This is a genomic window from Paraburkholderia sp. UCT2 (assembly GCF_014397665.1).
Taxonomy (GTDB): Bacteria; Pseudomonadota; Gammaproteobacteria; order Burkholderiales; family Burkholderiaceae; genus Paraburkholderia; species Paraburkholderia tuberum.
This window is the reverse complement of sequence record NZ_VZQO01000009.1, coordinates 21,116-39,975: the sequence shown is the minus strand read 5'-3', so window position 1 is coordinate 39,975 and position 18,860 is coordinate 21,116. Positions and strand designations below refer to the sequence as shown.

Sequence of the window (18,860 nt, the reverse complement as noted above, 5' to 3'; positions counted from 1 at the left end):
AAAGCCTTGATGTCTTATTTGAACCGCTTATCGAAACTTGTGCTCACGCGCCAGACGCTGGTGCTCGCCGCGATCCTCGTGACGGCTGTGGCTGTCTGGTTCGTGGGACCTCTGATTGCATTTGGCGACTACCGCCCACTCGAGAGCGTGCTCTCGCGCACGCTGTCGATCGTCGTGCTGTTATTGCTGCTGCTGTTCTGGTTGCTCGGCTGGTCGCCTGGCGTCATCGGCGTCGCGTTGCTGTGTCTCGCGCTCTGGTATTTCGGACCGATACTCGCTTTCGGCCAAACGCATCCACTCGGCACCACATGGTCCCGCGTGCTGCTGATCTCGGGGCTCCTTGCCTGCTACGCGATCTATGGGCTGTATCGTCTGTGGCGGGCAGTGCGCAGCGATGACGTGCTGCTGCAGCGCGTTCTGAACCCGTTCACGAAGAAGTCGGTCGCGACCCCTGTCGCACGAGACGAAATCCGCGCGCTTCACGCAGTCGTCGCGAAGGCCATCGACAAGCTCAAACGCATGCGCGGCGGACCGGCAGGGCTGCGTCGTCTGCTCGAAAGCCAGCGCTACCTGTACGAACTTCCGTGGTACATGGTGGTGGGCTCGCCAGGCGCCGGCAAGACGACGTTGATCCTGAACTCGGGTCTGGATTTTCCGGAGGCGGATCAGATGGTCGCGGCGTCGCTGAGAAGCCGCGTCGAAACGGCGAACTGCGACTGGTGGTTCGCGAACGAAGCGGTGCTGATCGACACCGCTGGCCGCTATACGGTTCAGGACGCAACGTCGCAAGACGCCGCGAAGGTTGACGTCGATCCGGAAGACCTGAAGAGCGTGAACGAGGCCGAGTGGCGCGGCCTTCTGGGGCTGCTTCGCAAGCGGCGCCCGCGCGCGCCGGTCAACGGTGCGTTGCTGGTCGTTTCGGTCGAAGAGTTGTTGACGCGCCCGGCGCCCGAACGAAAGGCGCTCGCCGCGTCCATGCGCGCTCGGCTCGGCGAGTTGCGCCAGCAGTTGGGGATTCGATTCCCCGTCTACGTGCTCGTCACGAAGCTCGATCTGCTGCCCGGCTTCGGGGAGTATTTCCAGTCGTTGACGGCGGAAAGCCGCGCGCAGATTTTCGGCTTCACACTGCCTTATCAGGAAGCGGCGGAAGAACACGGCCGCGACACACTGCGCCTGAACTGCGCGGCCGAACTGCGTGAGCTGGAGCAGGGACTCGAAGACGGCGTCAACACGAGGCTGCAAGAGGTGTACGAGGTCGATCTGCGCAAGAAACTTTATGCGTTGCCGTCAGAATTTCGTAGCCTGTGCGCGGAACTCAATGAATTGCTCGCGCTGGTGTTTCTCGATTCGAAATACGACGACACGCAGTTGAACAGCACGCTGCGCGGCGTCTATTTCACGAGCGCGGCGCAAACTCACGAGGCCGTGTCCGCCGACAGCTCCACGCTCTTGCAGCGGCTGCGTCGCGGGCTCGCGGGTTGGTTCGGTGCCGCGCCGAAAACGGTCTCGCCGTCGTCCGGCGACGCTACGCCTACCGGCTATCGCGGCTATTTCTTGCGCAATCTGTTTCAGCGCGTGATCCTGGCCGAAGCGCATCTGGTGCGGCCGAACCTGTACTGGGAAGTCCGCTTCCGCGCGTTGCGTCTTATCGGACATCTGCTCGCGATCGTCGTGGCGGTGTGGCTGATTGGTGCGCTCGTCGTGAGCTTCGGCAACAACCGCGAGTATCTCGCCACGATCGATGGCAAGGCCAATGCGCTCGCCGCGCGGGTCTTGTCGCAACGGAAGGCGCCGCAGCCCGGGACGATGGGGACGCTTCTGTCGGCGTCGCGTGACCTGCCTCAGTTCGACGGCATGGACCTCGACAGTCCCGGTGTCGCATGGCACTACGGGCTCTACACGGCGCCCGCCATCCGCGCCGCCGCCGGCGAGACTTACAACAATCTGCTGAAACAGATGCTGCTGCCGCAAGTCGTCGGCCGGCTCGAAACGGTGCTCGATACGCAAATCGGCGTACAGGACGCGGACGGCGTTTATCGCACGCTGATGGTCTACCTGATGCTGTTCGATGGCTCGCACTACGACGCGAAAGCGGTCAAGGCATGGGTGCTCGGCGACTGGGAACACGCCAACAGCGTCGCATCGCTCGGCGAGCGCAACGTGATGGCGCGTCACCTCGATGCGCTGATCGTGGAAGGGGTGCCCGCGGTGCCGGCAAGACCGGTGAATGCGCAGCTCGTGCGCCGCGCGCGCGAGTTCCTTGGCCGCAATCCGGCGTCCGGACGGCTCTACGAACGTGCGATGAACGCCATGGCTCCCGAGGCGCCCGAGAACGTCACGCTGCTGAGCGCCGCGGGTCCGCAGGCCACTACCGTGTTCATGCTGGCCGGCGGTTCGACGCTCGCGCGAGGTATCCCCGGTCTCTATACCTACGACGGCTATCACGCCGTTTTTAACAAGCGCCTCCCTGATTTTCTCGAGCAGGCGCGAAAACAGGACGCTTGGGTGATGGGCGAGGCCGATGCTTCGGCGCGGTGGCGGCGGATGGCAAACGGCAACGCGCCGCGCAAGGACAGGCTCGCCGACGATATCCGTCGCCAATACCTGACCGACTATGGCAATTACTGGAGCCAGTTTCTCGACGACGTGAGACCGGTGTCCGGCAGCGAAGGCACCTTGGCGCCCGACCTGCAGACGCTGCGTACGCTGGCTGCGCCGGATTCGCCGCTGGCGAGACTCGCGCGAACGGCCGCGCGCGAGACGTCGCTGTCGATCGTTGATGGCGCGGACGAGCCGTCGGCCGCCGGTAGTGCCATCAACGTGATCATGCGTCGCTCGCAGGCGGCGCGCGCAGCGAGCGCCGTGGCCGCAACCGCCACGATCGGTCAGCTCGCGCAACAGAAGATGGAACGTGAACTGGTCGACAGACGCTTTGCCGCGCTGCGCGAAGTCGTGACCGGCCAGGCCGATAGCGGGAGCGCGCTGCCAGGCGGCAGCGGCGTGCTGCAGCTGGGCGGCGTCATCGGGCTGATCAACGAGCAGTACACGCGATTGATGACGGCCGGCGACGTGCTCGCCACCAACAGCATGCCGCCCACGGATGACCTCGGCTCCACGATGCAGCTCGAGGCGCAGAAGCTTCCGCCGCCGTTTCGGGCCGTGCTCGCGGGCCTCGCGTCGCAGTCGATGCGCAAGGTGGACCGCAATGTCGGCTCCCTGCTCACGATGCAGGTCGAATCGAGCGTTGGCGCGCAATGCCGACGTGCTGTCGAAGGCAAATATCCGTTTGCCGCGAGCGCCCAGGAAGTCGACATCGACGATTTCAATCGCGTGTTCGCGGCCGGCGGCCTGCTCGACGACTTCTTCCACAAGACGCTCGCCAGCCGCGTCGATACGAGCATGCGGCCATGGCGCTATAAGCCGGTCAGCCCCGGCATGCCGCCCATGCAGGGACCGGGCCTCGAACCGTTCGAGCGCGCCGCGGCGATCCGTCAGACATTTTTCCGCGATCCCGGCGCGACCCGGATGTCGTGGAACGCGGGCCTCAAGGTCGTGTCGCTGGACCCCGAGATTACCGATCTGCTCATCGACGTCGACGGGCAAAACCTGCGCTATGCGCATGGTCCGGTCACGACGTCCCCGATCACCTGGCCGGGGCCGCGCGGCGGTTCGATGGCCGGCCTCACCGCGAATCCGCGCGTGCGTCCGGACACGTCGACCGTCATGACCGAAGGTCCGTGGGCGCTGTTCCGTCTGATCGACCGGGGCCGCGTGACGTCGACGTTGTCGTCGAGCCGCTCGGCGGTGGACTTCAATTTCGACGACCGGCACGCGGTCATCGAACTGACATCGGGCGGACAGTCAGGACCGCAACTCACGGCGTTGCTGCGCGATTTTCGTTGTCCCGGTAGCGGAAACGCGATGGGAAGGCGAGCGGACGCGTCGTCAGGCTCCGCATTCGCCGACGAACTGTAGCGTCTTTTCGATATAGAGAATTTAGAGGAGTGCATGTCAAGTAATCCCTTGAACGCGATAAGTGTGCAAAGCCGCTCAGTGACCGTATCCAGCGCGGCGATACCGCGGTGGCCGGGGCAGACCGCGGACGGACAGACGCAGCCGGCGCTGGAGTTCATGTCACTGAACGGCGACGAGCATCTCGGCAAGCTGTTTGAGTACGAACTGCTGTTGCGCACGCCGGACGATTACACGGTACCGCTTGCCGTCAGTGCCAACCTCGACCTGAAGGCGCTGCTAGGCAAGGAAATGACCGTCGCGATCGACCTCCAGCCGAGCGCCGACACCGAAGCATGTCAGCGCGAAATCACCGGACTCGTCGTCGCCGCGCAATACCTGCGTCGGGAAGGCCGCTACAACGTCTATCGTGTCGTGCTGAAGCCGTGGCTGTGGCTGGCGACCCTGACGACCGACTACAAGATTTTCCAGAACAGGACGGTCATCGAGATCATCGACGAGGTGCTGAAGGGCTATCCGTACCCGGTCGAAAAGCGCCTCGACGTGAGCCGCTATGCGCTCGAGGGTGAGAGTCCGACCAACGAACCGCGCGCGTTCCAGGTCCAGTACGGCGAGACCGATTACGACTTCATTCATCGCCTGATGGAAGAGTGGGGCATCTACTGGTTTTTCGAGCATGCCGACGGCAAGCACCGGCTCGTGCTGTGCGATCACATTGGCGCGCACCGCCACTCGCCGAACCCCTCATACCGGACGCTGGCGTTCCTACCGCAGGGCGGCAAGACCGACACCGAATACATCAGCGCGTTTTCGACGGCCGAAGTCTTGTGCACCGGTCACTACGTGACGAGCGACTTCGACTTCACGCGTTCGCGCGCCGACATGCGGGCGATCAATCAGCAACCGCGCGACACCAGCTGGAACCTGCTCGAGCGCTACGACTGGCCGGGCGACTACACCGACAGCAGCCACGGTGAACTGCTGGCGCGTACGCGCATGGAAGCACTGCGCGCGCCGGGTACGCGAGCGAAAGGCGAAGGTAACGTACGGGGACTCGCGTGCGGGCAGACGTTCGTGTTGACCAACTACGACTATACGGCCGCGAACTGCGAATACCTCGTCATCGGTACGAAGCTCGACCTGACCGGTACGCCGGACGAATCGGGTAGCGGCTACGAATACACCTGCAGCAACAAGTTCGACGTGCAACCGACAAGCGAAGTGTTCAGACTGCCGCGGGAGACCTCGAAGCCGGTCGTCAACGGGCCGCAGTCGGCTGTCGTCGTGGGTCCCGAGGGCAAGGAACTGTGGACCGACGAATTCGGCCGCGTGAAGGTCCGCTTCGTCTGGGACCGTTACGGCCAAAACGTCGAAACCGACTCCTGCTGGGTCCGTGTGAGCCAGGCGTGGGCCGGTCAGGGTTTCGGTGGCATCTACATTCCGCGCATCGGCCAGGAAGTCATCGTCGACTTCTGGAACGGCGACCCGGATCGTCCGCTGATCACCGGGAGCCTGTACAACGCGGCGACGCGTCCGCCCTATGACTTGCCAGGCAACGCGACGCAGAGCGGTTTCATGAGCCGGTCGATGGAAGGGGGCCTGCAGAACTACAACAGCATCCGCTTCGAGGACAAGGCGGGTGCCGAGGAATTCACGTTGCAGGCGGAACGGGACATGAACCGCCTGACGAAGCTGAATGAGTCACACGTCGTCGGTGCCGACTACACGATCGGCGTGGCCGCGGCGCACAGCATGACCGTCGGCGCGACGTCCAGCACGATCGTCGGCGGCAAGTACTCGGTAAGGGTGAAGGGTGTCGCCTTCTATTCCGTGGGTCTTGCACACTTTGTCTCGATTGGCGGGGCGGAGGAGACCGCGGTTGGGGGCGCCTCCCTTCTGACGGTGGGCGGTGCACGTACGGTCACGGTCGGTGGCGCGTCGACGCACGCGGTAGGCGGAGCCTATTCGCTGTCGGCCGGGGGGGCGCTGTCTATCGTGTGCGGCAAGTCGTCGCTGACCATGAACAAGGATGGCGAGATCAAGCTCATTGGTAAGTCGATCCGCATCCAGGGTGACACCCGTGTCGTGGTGCAAGGCACGCCGCTGGACCTTAACCCCGGTGACAAGGAATGCGGCAGCGCAGTGACGGTGCCAGTTCCTGTCGTGGTGCTCGATGCGCTGGACGTTCCAGTTATTCCGCCACCTCCATCGGACGAGCCGCTTCCGACGATATGTCCGCTTCCGACGATATGTCCGCCGCCGTCGGAAGAGCCGCCGCCATCGGAAGAGCCGCCGCCATCGGAAGAGCCGCCGCCATCGGAAGAGCCGGCGCCATCGGAAGAGCCGCCGCCGTCGGAAGAGCCGCCGCCATCGGAAGAGCCGCCGCCATCGGAAGAACCGCCGCCGTCGGAAGAGCCGCCGCCATCGGAAGAGCCGGCACCGTCGGAGGAGCCGCCGCCGTCCGAAGAGCCGCCGGAAACCGGCATTGACACGTAACAGCGTATTTCGCAATACCGTGCAGACGGCCAATGCCTTCGCGCATCGCCCTGCACGGACGTTCAGTTTCCATGAGGAGAAAATCGATCATGTTTCCAGCGGCTCGCAAAGGCGATGCGATCGGACATGGCGGTTCGATCGTCTCGGGTTCCCCGACGGTCTTCATCAATCGATTGCCTGCGGCGCTCGTCGGTATGAGCTCTGCCGTTTGCGCGCTGCACCCGTGCTCGCAAGCTGTGGTCGCGGGTTCGGGTACGGTGTTGATCAACAACGTGCCGGCGGCATTGGTTGGCGGCAAGGTTTCGTGTGGGGCGCCGTGTTCCGCTGGCTCGCCAGACGTGCGCATCGGTTCATGATGACGATGGGGGCCATGTGACGACGGGAGTCGCGGGAATCGGCGGCGAGCTGGTCGGCTTGCCCGGCGTCGTATTGCCCCTCGCCAGTGTCGGACCGTTGCTCGATCGCTGTGAGCGGCTCGGCGACGTCGTCGACCGCTTGCGGATGCGTCGTGCGCTGTCGGGCATTCTGTGCGGCTCGGTCGAGGTAATCAGCGGCAGCAAAATCTGCCTACCTACCGACGAAACCGACTTCAGGCTGCGAGGCCGTCTTCCGCTCGTATGGTCGCGTTGTTATTCGAGCGAGCAGCACGCGCTCGGGCTGCTCGGCGTCGGTTGGCGCACGAGTTGGGAAGTCACGCTGCACAAGCGGGACGATCAACTGCTCTACACCGACGAATACGGCAGCACGCTCAGCGTGCCGTTTCCCGAGCGCGGGTCGCAGGTGATTGCGTCGGCTGCGCAGTTGCACATCGCGCATCTGAGCGACGGACGCCTCGTCGTCGCGGATCTGACGCCGCATTACCGCGTGTTCGGCGACTTCGACGCGAACGGAATCGCACGGCTCAAATACGTCGAGGATCTTCGTCAGCAGCGCATCGGCCTGATCTGGGATCCCCGCGGGCGCTTGCTGCGCATGCGTGGGACCTGCGGCCACGAGCTGCGCATGCACTACGAAGCGCGGATGGGCGCGCGTCTGAGCGCTGTCGAGTGTGTCGACGGCGGTCCCACCGGCGCGCTGGTCCAGTACGGCTACAGCCAGCGCGGCGAACTCACCGAGGTACGCAACCGGGTCGGCGAAATCGTGCGTCGCTTTGCATACCGCGATGGGCGGATCGTCGAAGAAGCAGACGCGCTCGGAATGGCGACACGCTATGTGTGGCAGACGATCGGCGGCGCCGCGCGCGTGATTCGACGAGTCACGTCAGAAGGCGCGCGTGAGCGCTTCGCCTACGACTTCGATAGCCGGACCAGTGAGGTCAGCGACGTCTTCGGCAACAGGGCGCATTGGCAATACGACGAGCAGGGCCGCGTGCTGTCGCACACGGACTTCGACGACCGGCGCTACCGGTTCGACTACGGCGACGCGGTCGCGCCGCTCAACATGCAACTGCCCGGCGAGCGGGTGGTTCACGTCGAATACGACGGGCTCGGACGCGTCGCGTGTGAGACGGATCTCCAGGGCGCAACCCGCTCGACGCAGTATGCGTTTGCGTCACGCGAGCCCGTGTCAGTCGCGTTGAGCGATGGCCGCGTGTGGATGTGGGCACGCAACGATCGCTTGCAGCCGTTGCACTATCAAACCCCGTCTGGAGAATTCACGCGTTTCGAATATGGTGACGATGGCGATGTCGTGTGCTCGACGGATGCGCAGGGGGTCGCCACGACCTTCGCGCATAACGCGTGGGGGCAGGTGACACGTCGCACCGGAGTCGGCGGAAGCACGACGGACTACGAGTATGACGTCAATGGTTACGTGGTCAGTGTGACCGACGCGCTCGGCGCGGTCACGCGAATCGAGCGCGATGGGCTCGGCCGACCGTTGACCATCACGCGTCCGGACGGACAGGCCGAGCGTCATGTGTGGAATGTGGCTGGCCAGCGGACGTCGTTCGTCGGCCCGAGTGACCGAAGCCGGCACTGGTATCGAGACCGGCGCGGCAATGTCGTACGCGCGGTCGACGAAGAGGGGCACGTGATCGTGCGTCGATACGATGCGCATGGGCGCCCGGTTCGAATCGAAAGCGCGAACGGCGCGGTGCAGTTGCTTCGGTGGAATGCGAGCAGTTGCCTGTCGATTACGGATGCCGATGGCGTGGAACGCAACTTCGACTATGCGGATACCGGTCAGGTCCGTTGTCTCACGTGGAAGGCGGGCGCGCAACAGCGTCGCGAAACGTTCGACTACGACCGCGCGGGCCGTCTGATCCGGCGTGAGACCGCGCACAACCGCTATATGTATCGCTACGGGCCGCGCGGATTGCTCGACTGCGTGAGCCGCGAGCCAACACGAGAAGGCGAGCTACTCGGAATCGGAGCGGATGAGATCCGCTTCGAACACGACGCCGGTGACCGTCTGATCGCCGAGCACGGCGCAAACGGCACACTGCGCTACACGTACGACGTCGTTGGCCGCCTTGTCGCGATTCAGCTGCCACAGGGGCAGGAGTTGCGTATGCGTCGCTTCGAAACTGGCGCTGTCGCGTTCGTCGAACTGGACGATCGACAGATTGCGCGCTTCTGGTATGACGCGATGAGGCGTCCGGTTGCGCGCACGCAAGGCCGTTTGCGCACGCATACGGGCTATTCGCCGCTCGGCTTGCCGGTGTGGTGGCGCTCGGTGACGGGGCGCGACGTGGATACGCCGGGCTGCGCGACAGAACCTGTCGCCGGATTGTGGCGCGAAACCGATTACAGTCTCGCTGACGTGATCCTCAGGACGGGCGCCGAGGCCGACGGTCAGACGTGGTACGACTACGACCGGCGTGGCTGTCTGTTGCGCTCGGTGTCGGAGAAGGGGGACATCGAGTATTTCACGTGGGACGCCGCTGGCAATCTGCTCGATACGCCTGGCGGCAGCTGGTTCCCGGCCGCGTATCCCGACCACCGGTTACGGGAGTGCCGCGGACATCGTTATGACTATGATGTGTGGGGGCAATTGGTGCGTAGGCGTGGCCGCAACCATACGCTATCGCTCGATTGGGATGCGGAGGGGCACGTCATCGCCGCGCATCGCAAGGGCTATACCGTGCGCTATCAGTACGACCCAATCGGTCGGCGTATCGGCAGGCGTGTCGAACCCGCTTCGTCACGGCGCGCGCAGCAGTCATCGACGCCGGAACAGGACGAGGTCACGCGCTATTTGTGGCAAGGACACAGACTGATCCAGCAGCAGCGCGCGATGGAACTGCGCACGTACCTGTATCAACCCGAGCCCGACCGCTCAACCGGCTTCGCGCCGCTCGCTTGCGTGGACCAGACCCTCACCGAGGATGGCGCGATCAAGAACACGCAGGTCTATCACTATCACACTGACGTCGCCGGTACGGCCGTCGCGCTCACGGATGAGACCGGCCAGGTGGCATGGCGCGGGCGTTACCGGGCGTGGGGCAGTCTCGTGACGCCGGAGTGGCCAGGCAGCGACGCGTTTGCGCAGCCGCTTCGTTATGCCGGCCAATACGCGGACGATGAAACCACGCTGTACTACAACGGTGCGCGTTTTTTTGATCCTCACGCGGGCCGCTACATCAGCCCCGATCGCAGCGGCGAAGGCGGAGCCAGTCCGTATCGCTACGCGCCGAATCCGCTGACGTGGTGCAATCCTGTCGGCCGCGCGACGCCGGAGGCGTTTCCGTGCGTCGTCGTCGCGGATGCGTCATGCATCGATGGCGCACCGGACCCGGCTCAATACCTTGCCGGCGTCGTCGAACAACTCCACGACGTAGCAGGCTGGGAGCTGGCCAAGTTCTGATTCGAAAGTCACATGGAAGTCGAGCCAGCCGTTTTTCCGGTATCGGGAAAGACCGCTGCCGTCGACGGTCTCGCGGCGCAGTACCGTCTCGTCGTTGCCGTAAATCACGACGGTGACTGACGTCGCGGCCCGCAGCGCGTGCTCGACGCCGGGCGTGACCAGATGCCTGTCGAATCCATTCTGATGCACGCACACACGGACGTCGTTTGCGCGTAGCAGAGAAGCTTTCCATGTCGCTTCGTCGGGACGTTGCGTGCCCGCGACTGGTGGAACATCATTCAATACCGACTGCTGGACACCGCGCCACTTGAAGCCGATGCCCGCGTAGGCCTCGTAATCGGCGAGCGTGCGTTCCGCTCCGAGTCCATACTTGCCGAACTCAACGTCAGCCAACGTTTCTCCGTCGATACCGAGCAGAGCACGATTGCGCTGCAACGAGCGCTCGTTGCGCGCGTGCCAGGGCTCGTCGATTTCACCCCGTTCCTTGGCCTCGTGATTGTGGTCGTTCCACATCTTGACGCGGTATGAGCGCAGATATTCGTGCCAACCGATCAGCCTGTGCGGACTGTACAGGTCATAGCCGTGGGTGAACGCACGGACGGCAAGCGAAATCTCCTCGCCGTGAAAGAAATAGTCAGGATCGTGCTGGACCGCCTGGGCAAAGTGACCGTCGGCAAATGCGAAGTGCGCGCTGAAGAAGCGCGAACGGACCGGGCGAATGCGCGTTCTCCAGTCGGAGAGTGTCTTCAAGCGAAACAGGACCACCCCTTCCCTGGAAAACCTTGCATAGGCCAATATCCCCGGCTCGTCGCTGGATCGAGCGTCGTCGTTCTCGGGGTCGTACATCGGAAGGTAGGCGGTCAGCACGGGTTTCGGACTTGCATCGCGTAAAGACTCCAGCATCTCGATTGCGAGCGTGTCCCATGCATCGACGAAGCGGTGGTGCGAATCGAGTTGCAGCGTGTAGCGCTCGCCGCCGTATCGCTGTTGGACCAGATTGCGAGCCCAGCATGCGCCCTGCGTCATCATGTGGGGCACGTCGATCAATTCGATTTTCGCTTCACGATGACTGAGATGTTGGATGGTCCAACCGTCGGTATGCTCGGTTCGCCAATTGCCAAAGCCGTGCTGCCAGAACTGGATCATCGTCTCGTCGTGCGCATGCTGCCAGCAGACGATGATCCGTAGTAGATCAGGTTTTCTAGCTTTCTGGATCAAATCCAGCAGGGTGGGGATCAACTGCGGGTCGCGATAACTCGCGATTTGCACGAAGATCGAGTGCGGCGGTGTGACGGATAACTGGGTCATGCGCGTTGATTCTGGTGGACCTTCGTCGTTGAATAGTCGATTCAAAGAATGGTCATCGTGACAGTTGCGGTTGCCTGGATCCTGCCTGCGCTCGGCGTTGCTGTTCCGACGCGCAGCACCGTCGCCTCGAGTGCAAACGGCGATTGCATCGCGCCCTGCGGTGTGTGGACGAGGGTGCTCGTCGGATCGTTGGGCCTGAAGATTGTGTTGGTTGAAACATCCCGCAAACGAATCGCGAGATGCGTCGCGCCGGTGTTCTTCAACAGGCTGCTATCTTCTGTATCGGGGGTTCCGGAAAGTACGGCAGTAATCGAAGCCGGTGGCGTGGGCCCGGTGCAGAGCACCGTAAAGTCGACTGGCCGGGTTGGCCCGCTTGTGGTCGATACTTCGCTTGGGCCGAACGTGCCGAAATCGATGTTCAGTGTGCTGGTATTGACCGAGCAACTTGGAAGAACCTTGACGTTGATGCTGCCGCCCGTGATGGTCACGACCCGATTGCCGTCACCCTCGGCGAAGCCGGCTCCCACGGTGTTGAGTATCACGTTGACGTTGCTTGCGATGTCGCCCGTTTTGACCAGTTCGATCTCGAATTGCGAGCCAATGCCGAAGCGCGCATAGATAACCTGATTGGGTTCGCCCGCGGGAAAGGACGGCGTAAACGGAAGTGGCGAGTTCACGCCGGTTGCACGAAGATAGGTCAAACGAAAGCCGATGCCTGGGACGTTCGTGTTATAGACGGTAGCCCCCAATACAACGGACGGCGTTGCGTTGGAATACTGCATTGATACCGTGCCCCCGTTGGTGCAGTCCGCGAAGTTCGCATAGGTCGCGTACGCCGGCGACAAGCCCGTGGCGATCACCGAGCCGACCGGTAACGCCGGATCGATCGATACCGAGCTTTCCCGGAACGGTATGTTGACCGTTAATGGTTGTCCCGCGATGTAGCCTTGAGACAGCAGTTCGGAAACTTGCGAAGGCTTCAACTGGATGCAGGTGGCGAACGCGAAATGGGGTATCGCGAAGCAAACCAGGATAAGAAAATGAATGAGTCTTTTCATTGGAAGTTGTTGGTTGACCGGCGGACTGAATGGGCTGACAGCGGGGAAAGGCGCACATGCGCGCACGTCGCCTCAACTGTCGGCTACGTCCCATTTAGCGAGTAAATCGGCGGGAATGATATGGGCGAGTTCTGAAAACCGTTTGCCCACCATTCGTTCCGATTGGCGCAGCAAAACAATGACAGGACTGCTCGGTTCGTTTTGCTCGAACCACATGCGTGTTTCCTGAATGGCTGCGAGCGCGCTCCAGCGATCCATTGGAGAAGGCGCAGTGATTGGCAGATCGGCGGGAGCGTCGGACTGCGGTAGCGTCGCCGTAGCCACGATCGCCGACGCCGATCCGCGCACGCTGTCGTTGTCCTGCTTGTTGTCCTGCTCGTTGACGGCTCGGGCGGGCGCTGGCGCGGACCCGCCGCCGCCCACCCGATGCTGCGCGAATGGCTCCAGCGCTCGGGACAACGCGCCGAGATCGGGCGCGTCGGCGTCGAGCATCTCATCGCACCATGCGGCAATGCGCTGCGTCAGACACTGCGCTTCGACTAGTGCGGCCATTGCCGCGTCGCGTCGTCCCCACAATTCCTTTAGCAACCGGGCGACGGATTCAGGGGCGAGCGCGTCCTTCTGGCGCGGCGTCGCGAATGATTTTTCGATATCGCGCAAATGCAGTTGAAGCCCCGCGGCCCTCGGCATCGGGATGTCGCGCGCATCGGCCAGCGTGCCATCCGGTTCGACGAGTCCGCCGATCGCGTTGGCGAACATCGCCGGGTCTCGCTCGCCTTCGAACACGGGCAGCGGGTGGAGCGCTTCGCCATAGCATTCGAGCATCGCCATCAGCAATGCCAGTCCGTCGCGCAGGCCAGCCGCGCCGTCGAGCCGGGTTCGGCAACGCAGCAGGATCACCGCGAGGCGGATGTCTTTTGTCCGCAGCAGCAGCGCGCGGCAGTCCCGTTCAATGTCGGCCCAATTGGCCGTTGGCGGCACGTCGACGAAGTCGCCGTACTGCGCTTCGGCGCGTGGGGCCGCGGCCGCCTGCAGCATCACGAAGGCCGGATCGTATTCGAGATCGGGACCGCAAGGCGCGTGTGCGGAGACCGGTTCGAGCAGATCGGCGTAGCGCAGCACGACGGCGGGAGTGTTGGCGTTCATGCGAGGGAACTCCGGGGTCGGTCGTTGTACTGTTCAGGTTCGAAAACCATGCCGACGACCGGCAGGTCGTCGAGGGAATCACCGAGCCACGTCGAGTAGCCGAGTCTCTGCGACGTGCCGATGCAGGCGGGTGGCGCCGCGCGAGGGTTGACGAGCAGCTTGACCTCCCACGCGTATTCGTGGCCGACGAAGGCTCGCACCCATTCGACGAACGTCGGCAAGTCCTCGCCGTGCGGCGTGAGGCGCAAATACTGATCGAGGTCGAGCGGACCCACGACGAGCCGGAACTTGTGTTGCCGGTCGGGAATTGCCTCGCCGAGTTGGGCGCATTCACCGATGATCGCCGCGGGCCCCGGCACCCCGAGCCTCGTATGTTCCGATGCGCACAGATGGATCCAGTGCGGCACGAATTCTTCGATCGTCATCGGAACACCGAAGTAATGCGAGAGCGTCGCCGCGATGCCGTGCGGAGTCCGCGCCTCGCGCACGAGGTGCGCCGCCGCGCTGTAGCGCGAGTGCGTGGGCAGACAGGACTGCTCCGCCTCGGCCGGGTCGACGCCGATCAGACTGGCGACGTAGAACGAAAACGTTTCGTCGCCGGCACGGTCGAGCGACGCTGTGGCTTGCCCCGATGCCCACGCGCGATAAAACTGCGACAGCGCGCGGTGATGGAACAGATCGACCAGCGCGACGAGCGCATGATCCTGGTGGCTTTCCACACGACTGTGAGCCAGCTCCGTCATATGCAGCGGCAGCGGCCCCTGCGGCCCCCACAGGCCGAGCCCGAACAGCCGCACGTCGAGGCGACCGTCTCGCATGCCGAGCGACGCGATTTCGCGTGGCGCAAACGCCAGAGTGGGTTGCTGACCGATCCGGAACGGCTCTTCTTGCGGCAGACTCGCGGTGCCCGGCAACGGCATCAGCGGGTCGCGCGCGGCGATCGCCCGCAGCAGGCTCAGGAAGCCGGACTGCCACGGCGTGTCCGGATCGAACCACGCGTCGAGCGATTGCGGATCGAGCGATGATCGCGTTGGCGCGACGGTGCTCGCCATTGCCCCATCCATGCTCATACCGCTCCGCGTCCGCCCATGCGTGGCCGCCATTGGGTGATCAGGCCACGTTGCATCGAACGAAGTTCGGTTTCGGTGAACACGTTGATCGAGACGTGGCGCGCGAGGTAATGCTCGAGCACGAGGCCGAGCAGATACGGGCTGATGCCTGAGAAGCCGGTTTCGTCGACCGTCAGTTCGCAGCGCACGCCACGCCCATACACGAGTAGTCCGTCGCCCGGCAGACGCCGGACCACCGGTTCAGTGCGTGCGCCGACGAGTGCCTCGATCTGCCGAGCCTGTTCGCGCTCGCCTGGGGCGATGAAGAGGCCGAGCATGTTGCGCAGCGCCTGGCCGCCGTCGCCGTGGTCGAGTTCGGCGAGCGGCATGTAGTTGAAGCTCAGCTGCCTGATCAGACGCCACGCCGTTTCACCGCTCGCGTACGGCGCGCGCGGCGCGCTCGGTGCATGCACGAGGCGCACGCCCTCGATCGGCACGGAGTCCGACATCGTGAGGTCGGTTTTGCCGTTACGCGGGATCAGGCGCGGCAGGTCACGGTTCGTGACCCACGCTTCGACCGACAGGTAGCGAATGTCGTCAGCGTACGGCGCCTCCGCCTGATCGACGAGCGACACGTAGACCTCGGTCCCGATATACGGCGTACGGGTGCCGTACTTGCGTGCATTGGCCGATAGCGCGCGCTGCTCACGGCGCACCGAAAAATAGCGGCCGTGGTTGCCCACGTCGCTATGCAGCGTCTGATAAAGCGGATTGAACTCGACTTCGAGCGATGTTTGCGCGCGCTGACCGAATACGCGCGACACCGAAAAAATCTCGTAGTCGAGCGGCCGGGTGCGGTCGGCGAGCAGATGAAAATCGGTTTGCGCGCGATTGATTTCGACGCGGTCGGTGCGCTTGCGAAACAGGTTGATGACCGGCGTACAGAACAGCAGGAAACGCGCTGCGTCGACGTGCGCGGCCAGCTCTTCCGGCAGGCGGTCGAGCAGCAGCACGACCTCGGCCTCCTTGCTGTCAACGCGCGCGAGACCCGCCGCGAGCTGCGTCAGCGCAAAGAAATAGAAGCGCTGGCGGCATGCGAAGTATTCCTGAAGCAGGTTGTGGCCGTGAAACGTATTCCACGTGAGCGGCAGCAGACCCTGTTGCGCTTGCAGACCTTCAAATTCGACCGGTGTTTTCGCGACCACGTGCCCTTCGTCTCTCGACGCGCCGTACGCGCGCACGACGGAGGCGACGCTACCGGCGTGGATCAGCTCGAACAGATGCGAAGCGATACGTTCGTCGCCACCGATGTAAATGGGCAGCCGGTCGAAGTCCGTCATCTGGTTGAACTTCACTTCGCCTGTTGTGCGCAGGCGCAGCCGTAACGCGCCGCGCAATTGCAGGTGCGGCAACAGATGGCGATCGGTGTCGGGGATATCCGGCGGCACGGCGCTGAGCCGGGCTTCAGCGATCTCGATAGGCCATAGCGTGACGTCCTGGCTGCTGCGGAATTCGCACGCGGTTTGCTCGCCGGGCGGGATCGCCGAGCGCAGCATGCTTTGCCGGGGCACCTTCAGCCCTCTCGTGAAATCGCCTTCGCGCAGGCTCGGACGCAACTGCGCGACGGCGATCGACGGCGTCGGCGCGACGTAGTTCGGATAGACCACTTCGAGCAGGCGCTGCGTAAAGCGCGGAAATTCGGCGTCGAGTTTGATCTGCGTGCGCGCCGACATGAAGCAAAACGCCTCGATGAGCCGCTCAACGTAGGGGTCGGCAACGTCGATGCCCTCCATGCCAAGGCGGCGCGCGATTTTCGGGTGCTGGGCGGCGAACTCGCCGGCCATTTCCCGCATGTAGGTCAGTTCGCGGCTGTAGTAGTCGAGAAATCGTGGGTCCATGTCAACTTCCCTTGCCGGAGCCCAGCTCGAACGTGACGTGATTCATTTCGATGTCGAATGCACTCTGGATGCGAAATTCCAGTGGATAGGGCGACCAGCGCATGAGGCCATGAATCTCGAACTCGAGCTGGTTGTAGCGTACCGGGTTCTTGCTATTGAGCGGCCGGATGCGCAGCGACTCCGGAATCAGCCGCGGCTCGAAGCGAACGATCGCGTTGCGGACCATCTTCTCGACGGTTTCCCAGTTGCGACTGGTGAGGTAGCTACCGGACAACGCGGGAATGCCGTAATTGACGACCGACGCGGCTAGCATGGGGTAGCGCGCGATGTCCATTTCGTCGTCCAGGTTCGTCGTGTTGAGCAGCAGGCCGAGATCACGCTGGATGATGCGGCGCATGCCTTCGCTGTTGGGCGCATAGGCCTCCGGCCGCTCGCTGCGCCGCGCGGGCGCATCGTCGAGCAGGCGGTCGATCAGCGACGGCATGTAGGCTTGCCGGTGTCGCGCGTCGGACGTGGTCATACGTGCTCGTCGTGATTGAACCGGCATTCGCCGATGTCGAGCAGGCCGACGTCGCCCTTGTCGGTGCTCCAGGTTTTCTGGCCGAGCGCGATCACGCCGGTTTCCCCTACGTCTTTCCAGGTAGTTTCGCGCGAGAGCCGGGTGGCGGCGGGACCACTTTCCGAGCCGGGATAGCGCACCGGCAGGTAGCCGCGCAGGATAGTCGCGTCGCGTAGGCCCACGACGGCCGAGCGCCAGACGAGGTCGGTGAGCGCGGTGACCGGACCGAGTGTCAGCGATTTCATCGAATCGAACGGCACCCAGCGATACCCGCCCGCGACCGTCAGCTCACACACGGGGCCCAGCCGGCTATCGCTATCGGTCAGCCACTCGAATGCGCCGATCTGCGTGCTGTCGCCGCGCGTGGCCGGCGCGGCGTTCAACGCGGCGCCGCGCAGTTCGTCGGCGGCGGCGAGGTTGCCCTCGCCCAGCTTGACGTTGGCTTGCAGCAGCGATTTCACCCACTCGGGCAGTGGATTGATCTCGCCCGGCGCGCGCTGACCCGCGAACACCTCGGCGCGGAACATCTCGCTGCGAATCAGCCCGCGATACATCTGGGCGCGCGATGTGCCTTCCGGCTCTAGCGTGGCCCAGGTTTGCAGCTGTTGTAACGCGCGTTTCCATTCACCGTCGAGGCACAACAGCTCGAACAACAGCCAGCGTTCGCGCACGTTCGACGGATGCTTGCGCACGTTGTCGATGGTTTGCTCCTTGAGTTCGCAGTAAGTCTGCGCGTCGAGCAGGCTGCGAAGTGTTGGCGTGTCCGACTTGGGCAGGTCAGCGGTTATTTTCATCTGAAAATTCAGGCTCTTCGTATTCGATCGATTCAGGCATGGCGATGTGGCTGTCCATACTGATCATGTGATGTTCTTCGCGCGCAAGCTGCGCGGTTCTGCTCGCACGGTGCGCGGGAATTCCGCGCGGCGCGAGCAGCGCGAGGATCTCGTGCGTTTCGTCCGCCTCGAAAATCTGCTCGGCACTGAACGAGTCAAGGCTATCGAGCAGGGTGTCGATGTTCTTCCCCTTCGTCAGCAGGTCGAACACCGACGCTTCAGCACGCGACGGATCGACAAGCTCGGCGAACGGATCGTGAGGTGAGCCGATGATCGACTCGCCATGATCTTCGGCCGACGCCTTGGGCTCGTGCGCGTTGCCGCTCTTCTGGCTCAACAGCGCGTGACGATATTCCAGCGTGAGCGCGGCGAGCGGGTCCGCTGCGTCGATGTCGGCTGCCAGAAGCTTTGCCATGCCGTCGTGTGCGCCGGGTTCCGCTGGATTCGGTTCGCGCCGCAACTGCAGCGGATCGTTATCGTCCTCGTCGGCGAGTGCGATCAGGTCGCTGAAGTCGTCCGGCTGCATGAGCACGGGCTCGATCCGGTCCGCGGCAGAATTCACGCTCGACGGTGGTGCCTGGACAAAGTCTCCAGACGTATTCGCTATTTCGAGAGGCGGGTTCCGTAATAAATCGGGCATAGGCTGAAGGTCGGTATGCGCGCTCGGCCCAGCGCGAGGCGAACCCTCCACGCCGGCGTGACGGTCCTCGCGTGCGACGGCCCACTGGCTTGCC

The 18,860-nt window shown here is 63.6% G+C and carries 12 protein-coding genes; 4 read left to right on the top strand and 8 right to left on the bottom strand.

Annotated elements, in window-relative coordinates:
• Positions 1-9 precede the first annotated feature (9 nt).
• The 4 genes from tssM (at position 10) to F6X39_RS09820 (ending at position 10,275) form a co-directional block, all read left to right on the top strand.
• Entirely contained in the window at positions 10-3,975 is a 3,966-nt protein-coding gene (gene tssM, locus F6X39_RS09835; protein ID WP_187616472.1) for a type VI secretion system membrane subunit TssM, read from the top strand.
• A gap of 33 nt (positions 3,976-4,008) precedes the next feature.
• Entirely contained in the window at positions 4,009-6,468 is a 2,460-nt protein-coding gene (locus F6X39_RS09830) for a type VI secretion system Vgr family protein (protein ID WP_187616471.1), read from the top strand.
• Positions 6,469-6,557: 89 nt separating this feature from the next.
• Entirely contained in the window at positions 6,558-6,824 is a 267-nt protein-coding gene (locus F6X39_RS09825) for a PAAR domain-containing protein (RefSeq protein ID WP_090810707.1), read from the top strand.
• A gap of 16 nt (positions 6,825-6,840) precedes the next feature.
• Positions 6,841-10,275 (top strand): RHS repeat-associated core domain-containing protein, encoded by a 3,435-nt coding sequence (locus F6X39_RS09820; RefSeq protein ID WP_187616470.1) that lies wholly within the window; start codon positions 6,841-6,843, stop codon positions 10,273-10,275.
• Here F6X39_RS09820 and F6X39_RS09815 read toward each other — a convergent pair.
• The 8 genes from F6X39_RS09815 to F6X39_RS09780 form a co-directional block, all read right to left on the bottom strand.
• A complete protein-coding gene (locus F6X39_RS09815) occupies positions 10,180-11,583 on the bottom strand; it encodes a GlcNAc-transferase family protein (protein ID WP_187616469.1) in 1,404 nt (467 codons plus the stop codon). The two genes, F6X39_RS09820 and F6X39_RS09815, sit on opposite strands and share 96 nt — an antisense overlap.
• Before the next feature lie 41 nt (positions 11,584-11,624).
• Positions 11,625-12,641 (bottom strand): fimbrial protein, encoded by a 1,017-nt coding sequence (locus tag F6X39_RS09810; RefSeq protein ID WP_187616468.1) that lies wholly within the window; start codon positions 12,639-12,641, stop codon positions 11,625-11,627.
• A 72-nt stretch (positions 12,642-12,713) separates the two neighbouring features.
• Positions 12,714-13,787 (bottom strand): ImpA family type VI secretion system protein, encoded by a 1,074-nt coding sequence (locus F6X39_RS09805; RefSeq protein ID WP_187616467.1) that lies wholly within the window; start codon positions 13,785-13,787, stop codon positions 12,714-12,716.
• Positions 13,784-14,851, bottom strand: a complete 1,068-nt coding sequence (tssG, locus tag F6X39_RS09800; protein WP_187616562.1) for a type VI secretion system baseplate subunit TssG — start codon at positions 14,849-14,851, stop codon at positions 13,784-13,786. Before tssG ends, F6X39_RS09805 begins: the two co-directional genes overlap by 4 nt.
• A 2-nt stretch (positions 14,852-14,853) precedes the next feature.
• Positions 14,854-16,734, bottom strand: coding sequence for a type VI secretion system baseplate subunit TssF (gene tssF, locus F6X39_RS09795; protein ID WP_090810718.1), 1,881 nt, complete (start codon positions 16,732-16,734; stop codon positions 14,854-14,856).
• Position 16,735: 1 nt separating this feature from the next.
• A complete protein-coding gene (gene tssE, locus F6X39_RS09790; RefSeq protein WP_090810720.1) occupies positions 16,736-17,254 on the bottom strand; it encodes a type VI secretion system baseplate subunit TssE in 519 nt (172 codons plus the stop codon).
• Positions 17,251-18,087 carry a type VI secretion system accessory protein TagJ gene (locus F6X39_RS09785; RefSeq protein ID WP_187616466.1) on the bottom strand — a complete coding sequence of 279 codons (837 nt, stop codon included), beginning with the start codon at positions 18,085-18,087 and terminating at the stop codon, positions 17,251-17,253. The genes tssE and F6X39_RS09785 overlap by 4 nt, the downstream gene beginning before the upstream one ends.
• Complete coding sequence (locus tag F6X39_RS09780; protein ID WP_262413782.1) at positions 18,071-18,652, bottom strand: TagK domain-containing protein; 582 nt, start codon at positions 18,650-18,652, stop codon at positions 18,071-18,073. The genes F6X39_RS09785 and F6X39_RS09780 overlap by 17 nt, the downstream gene beginning before the upstream one ends.
• Positions 18,653-18,860: the final 208 nt, after the last annotated feature.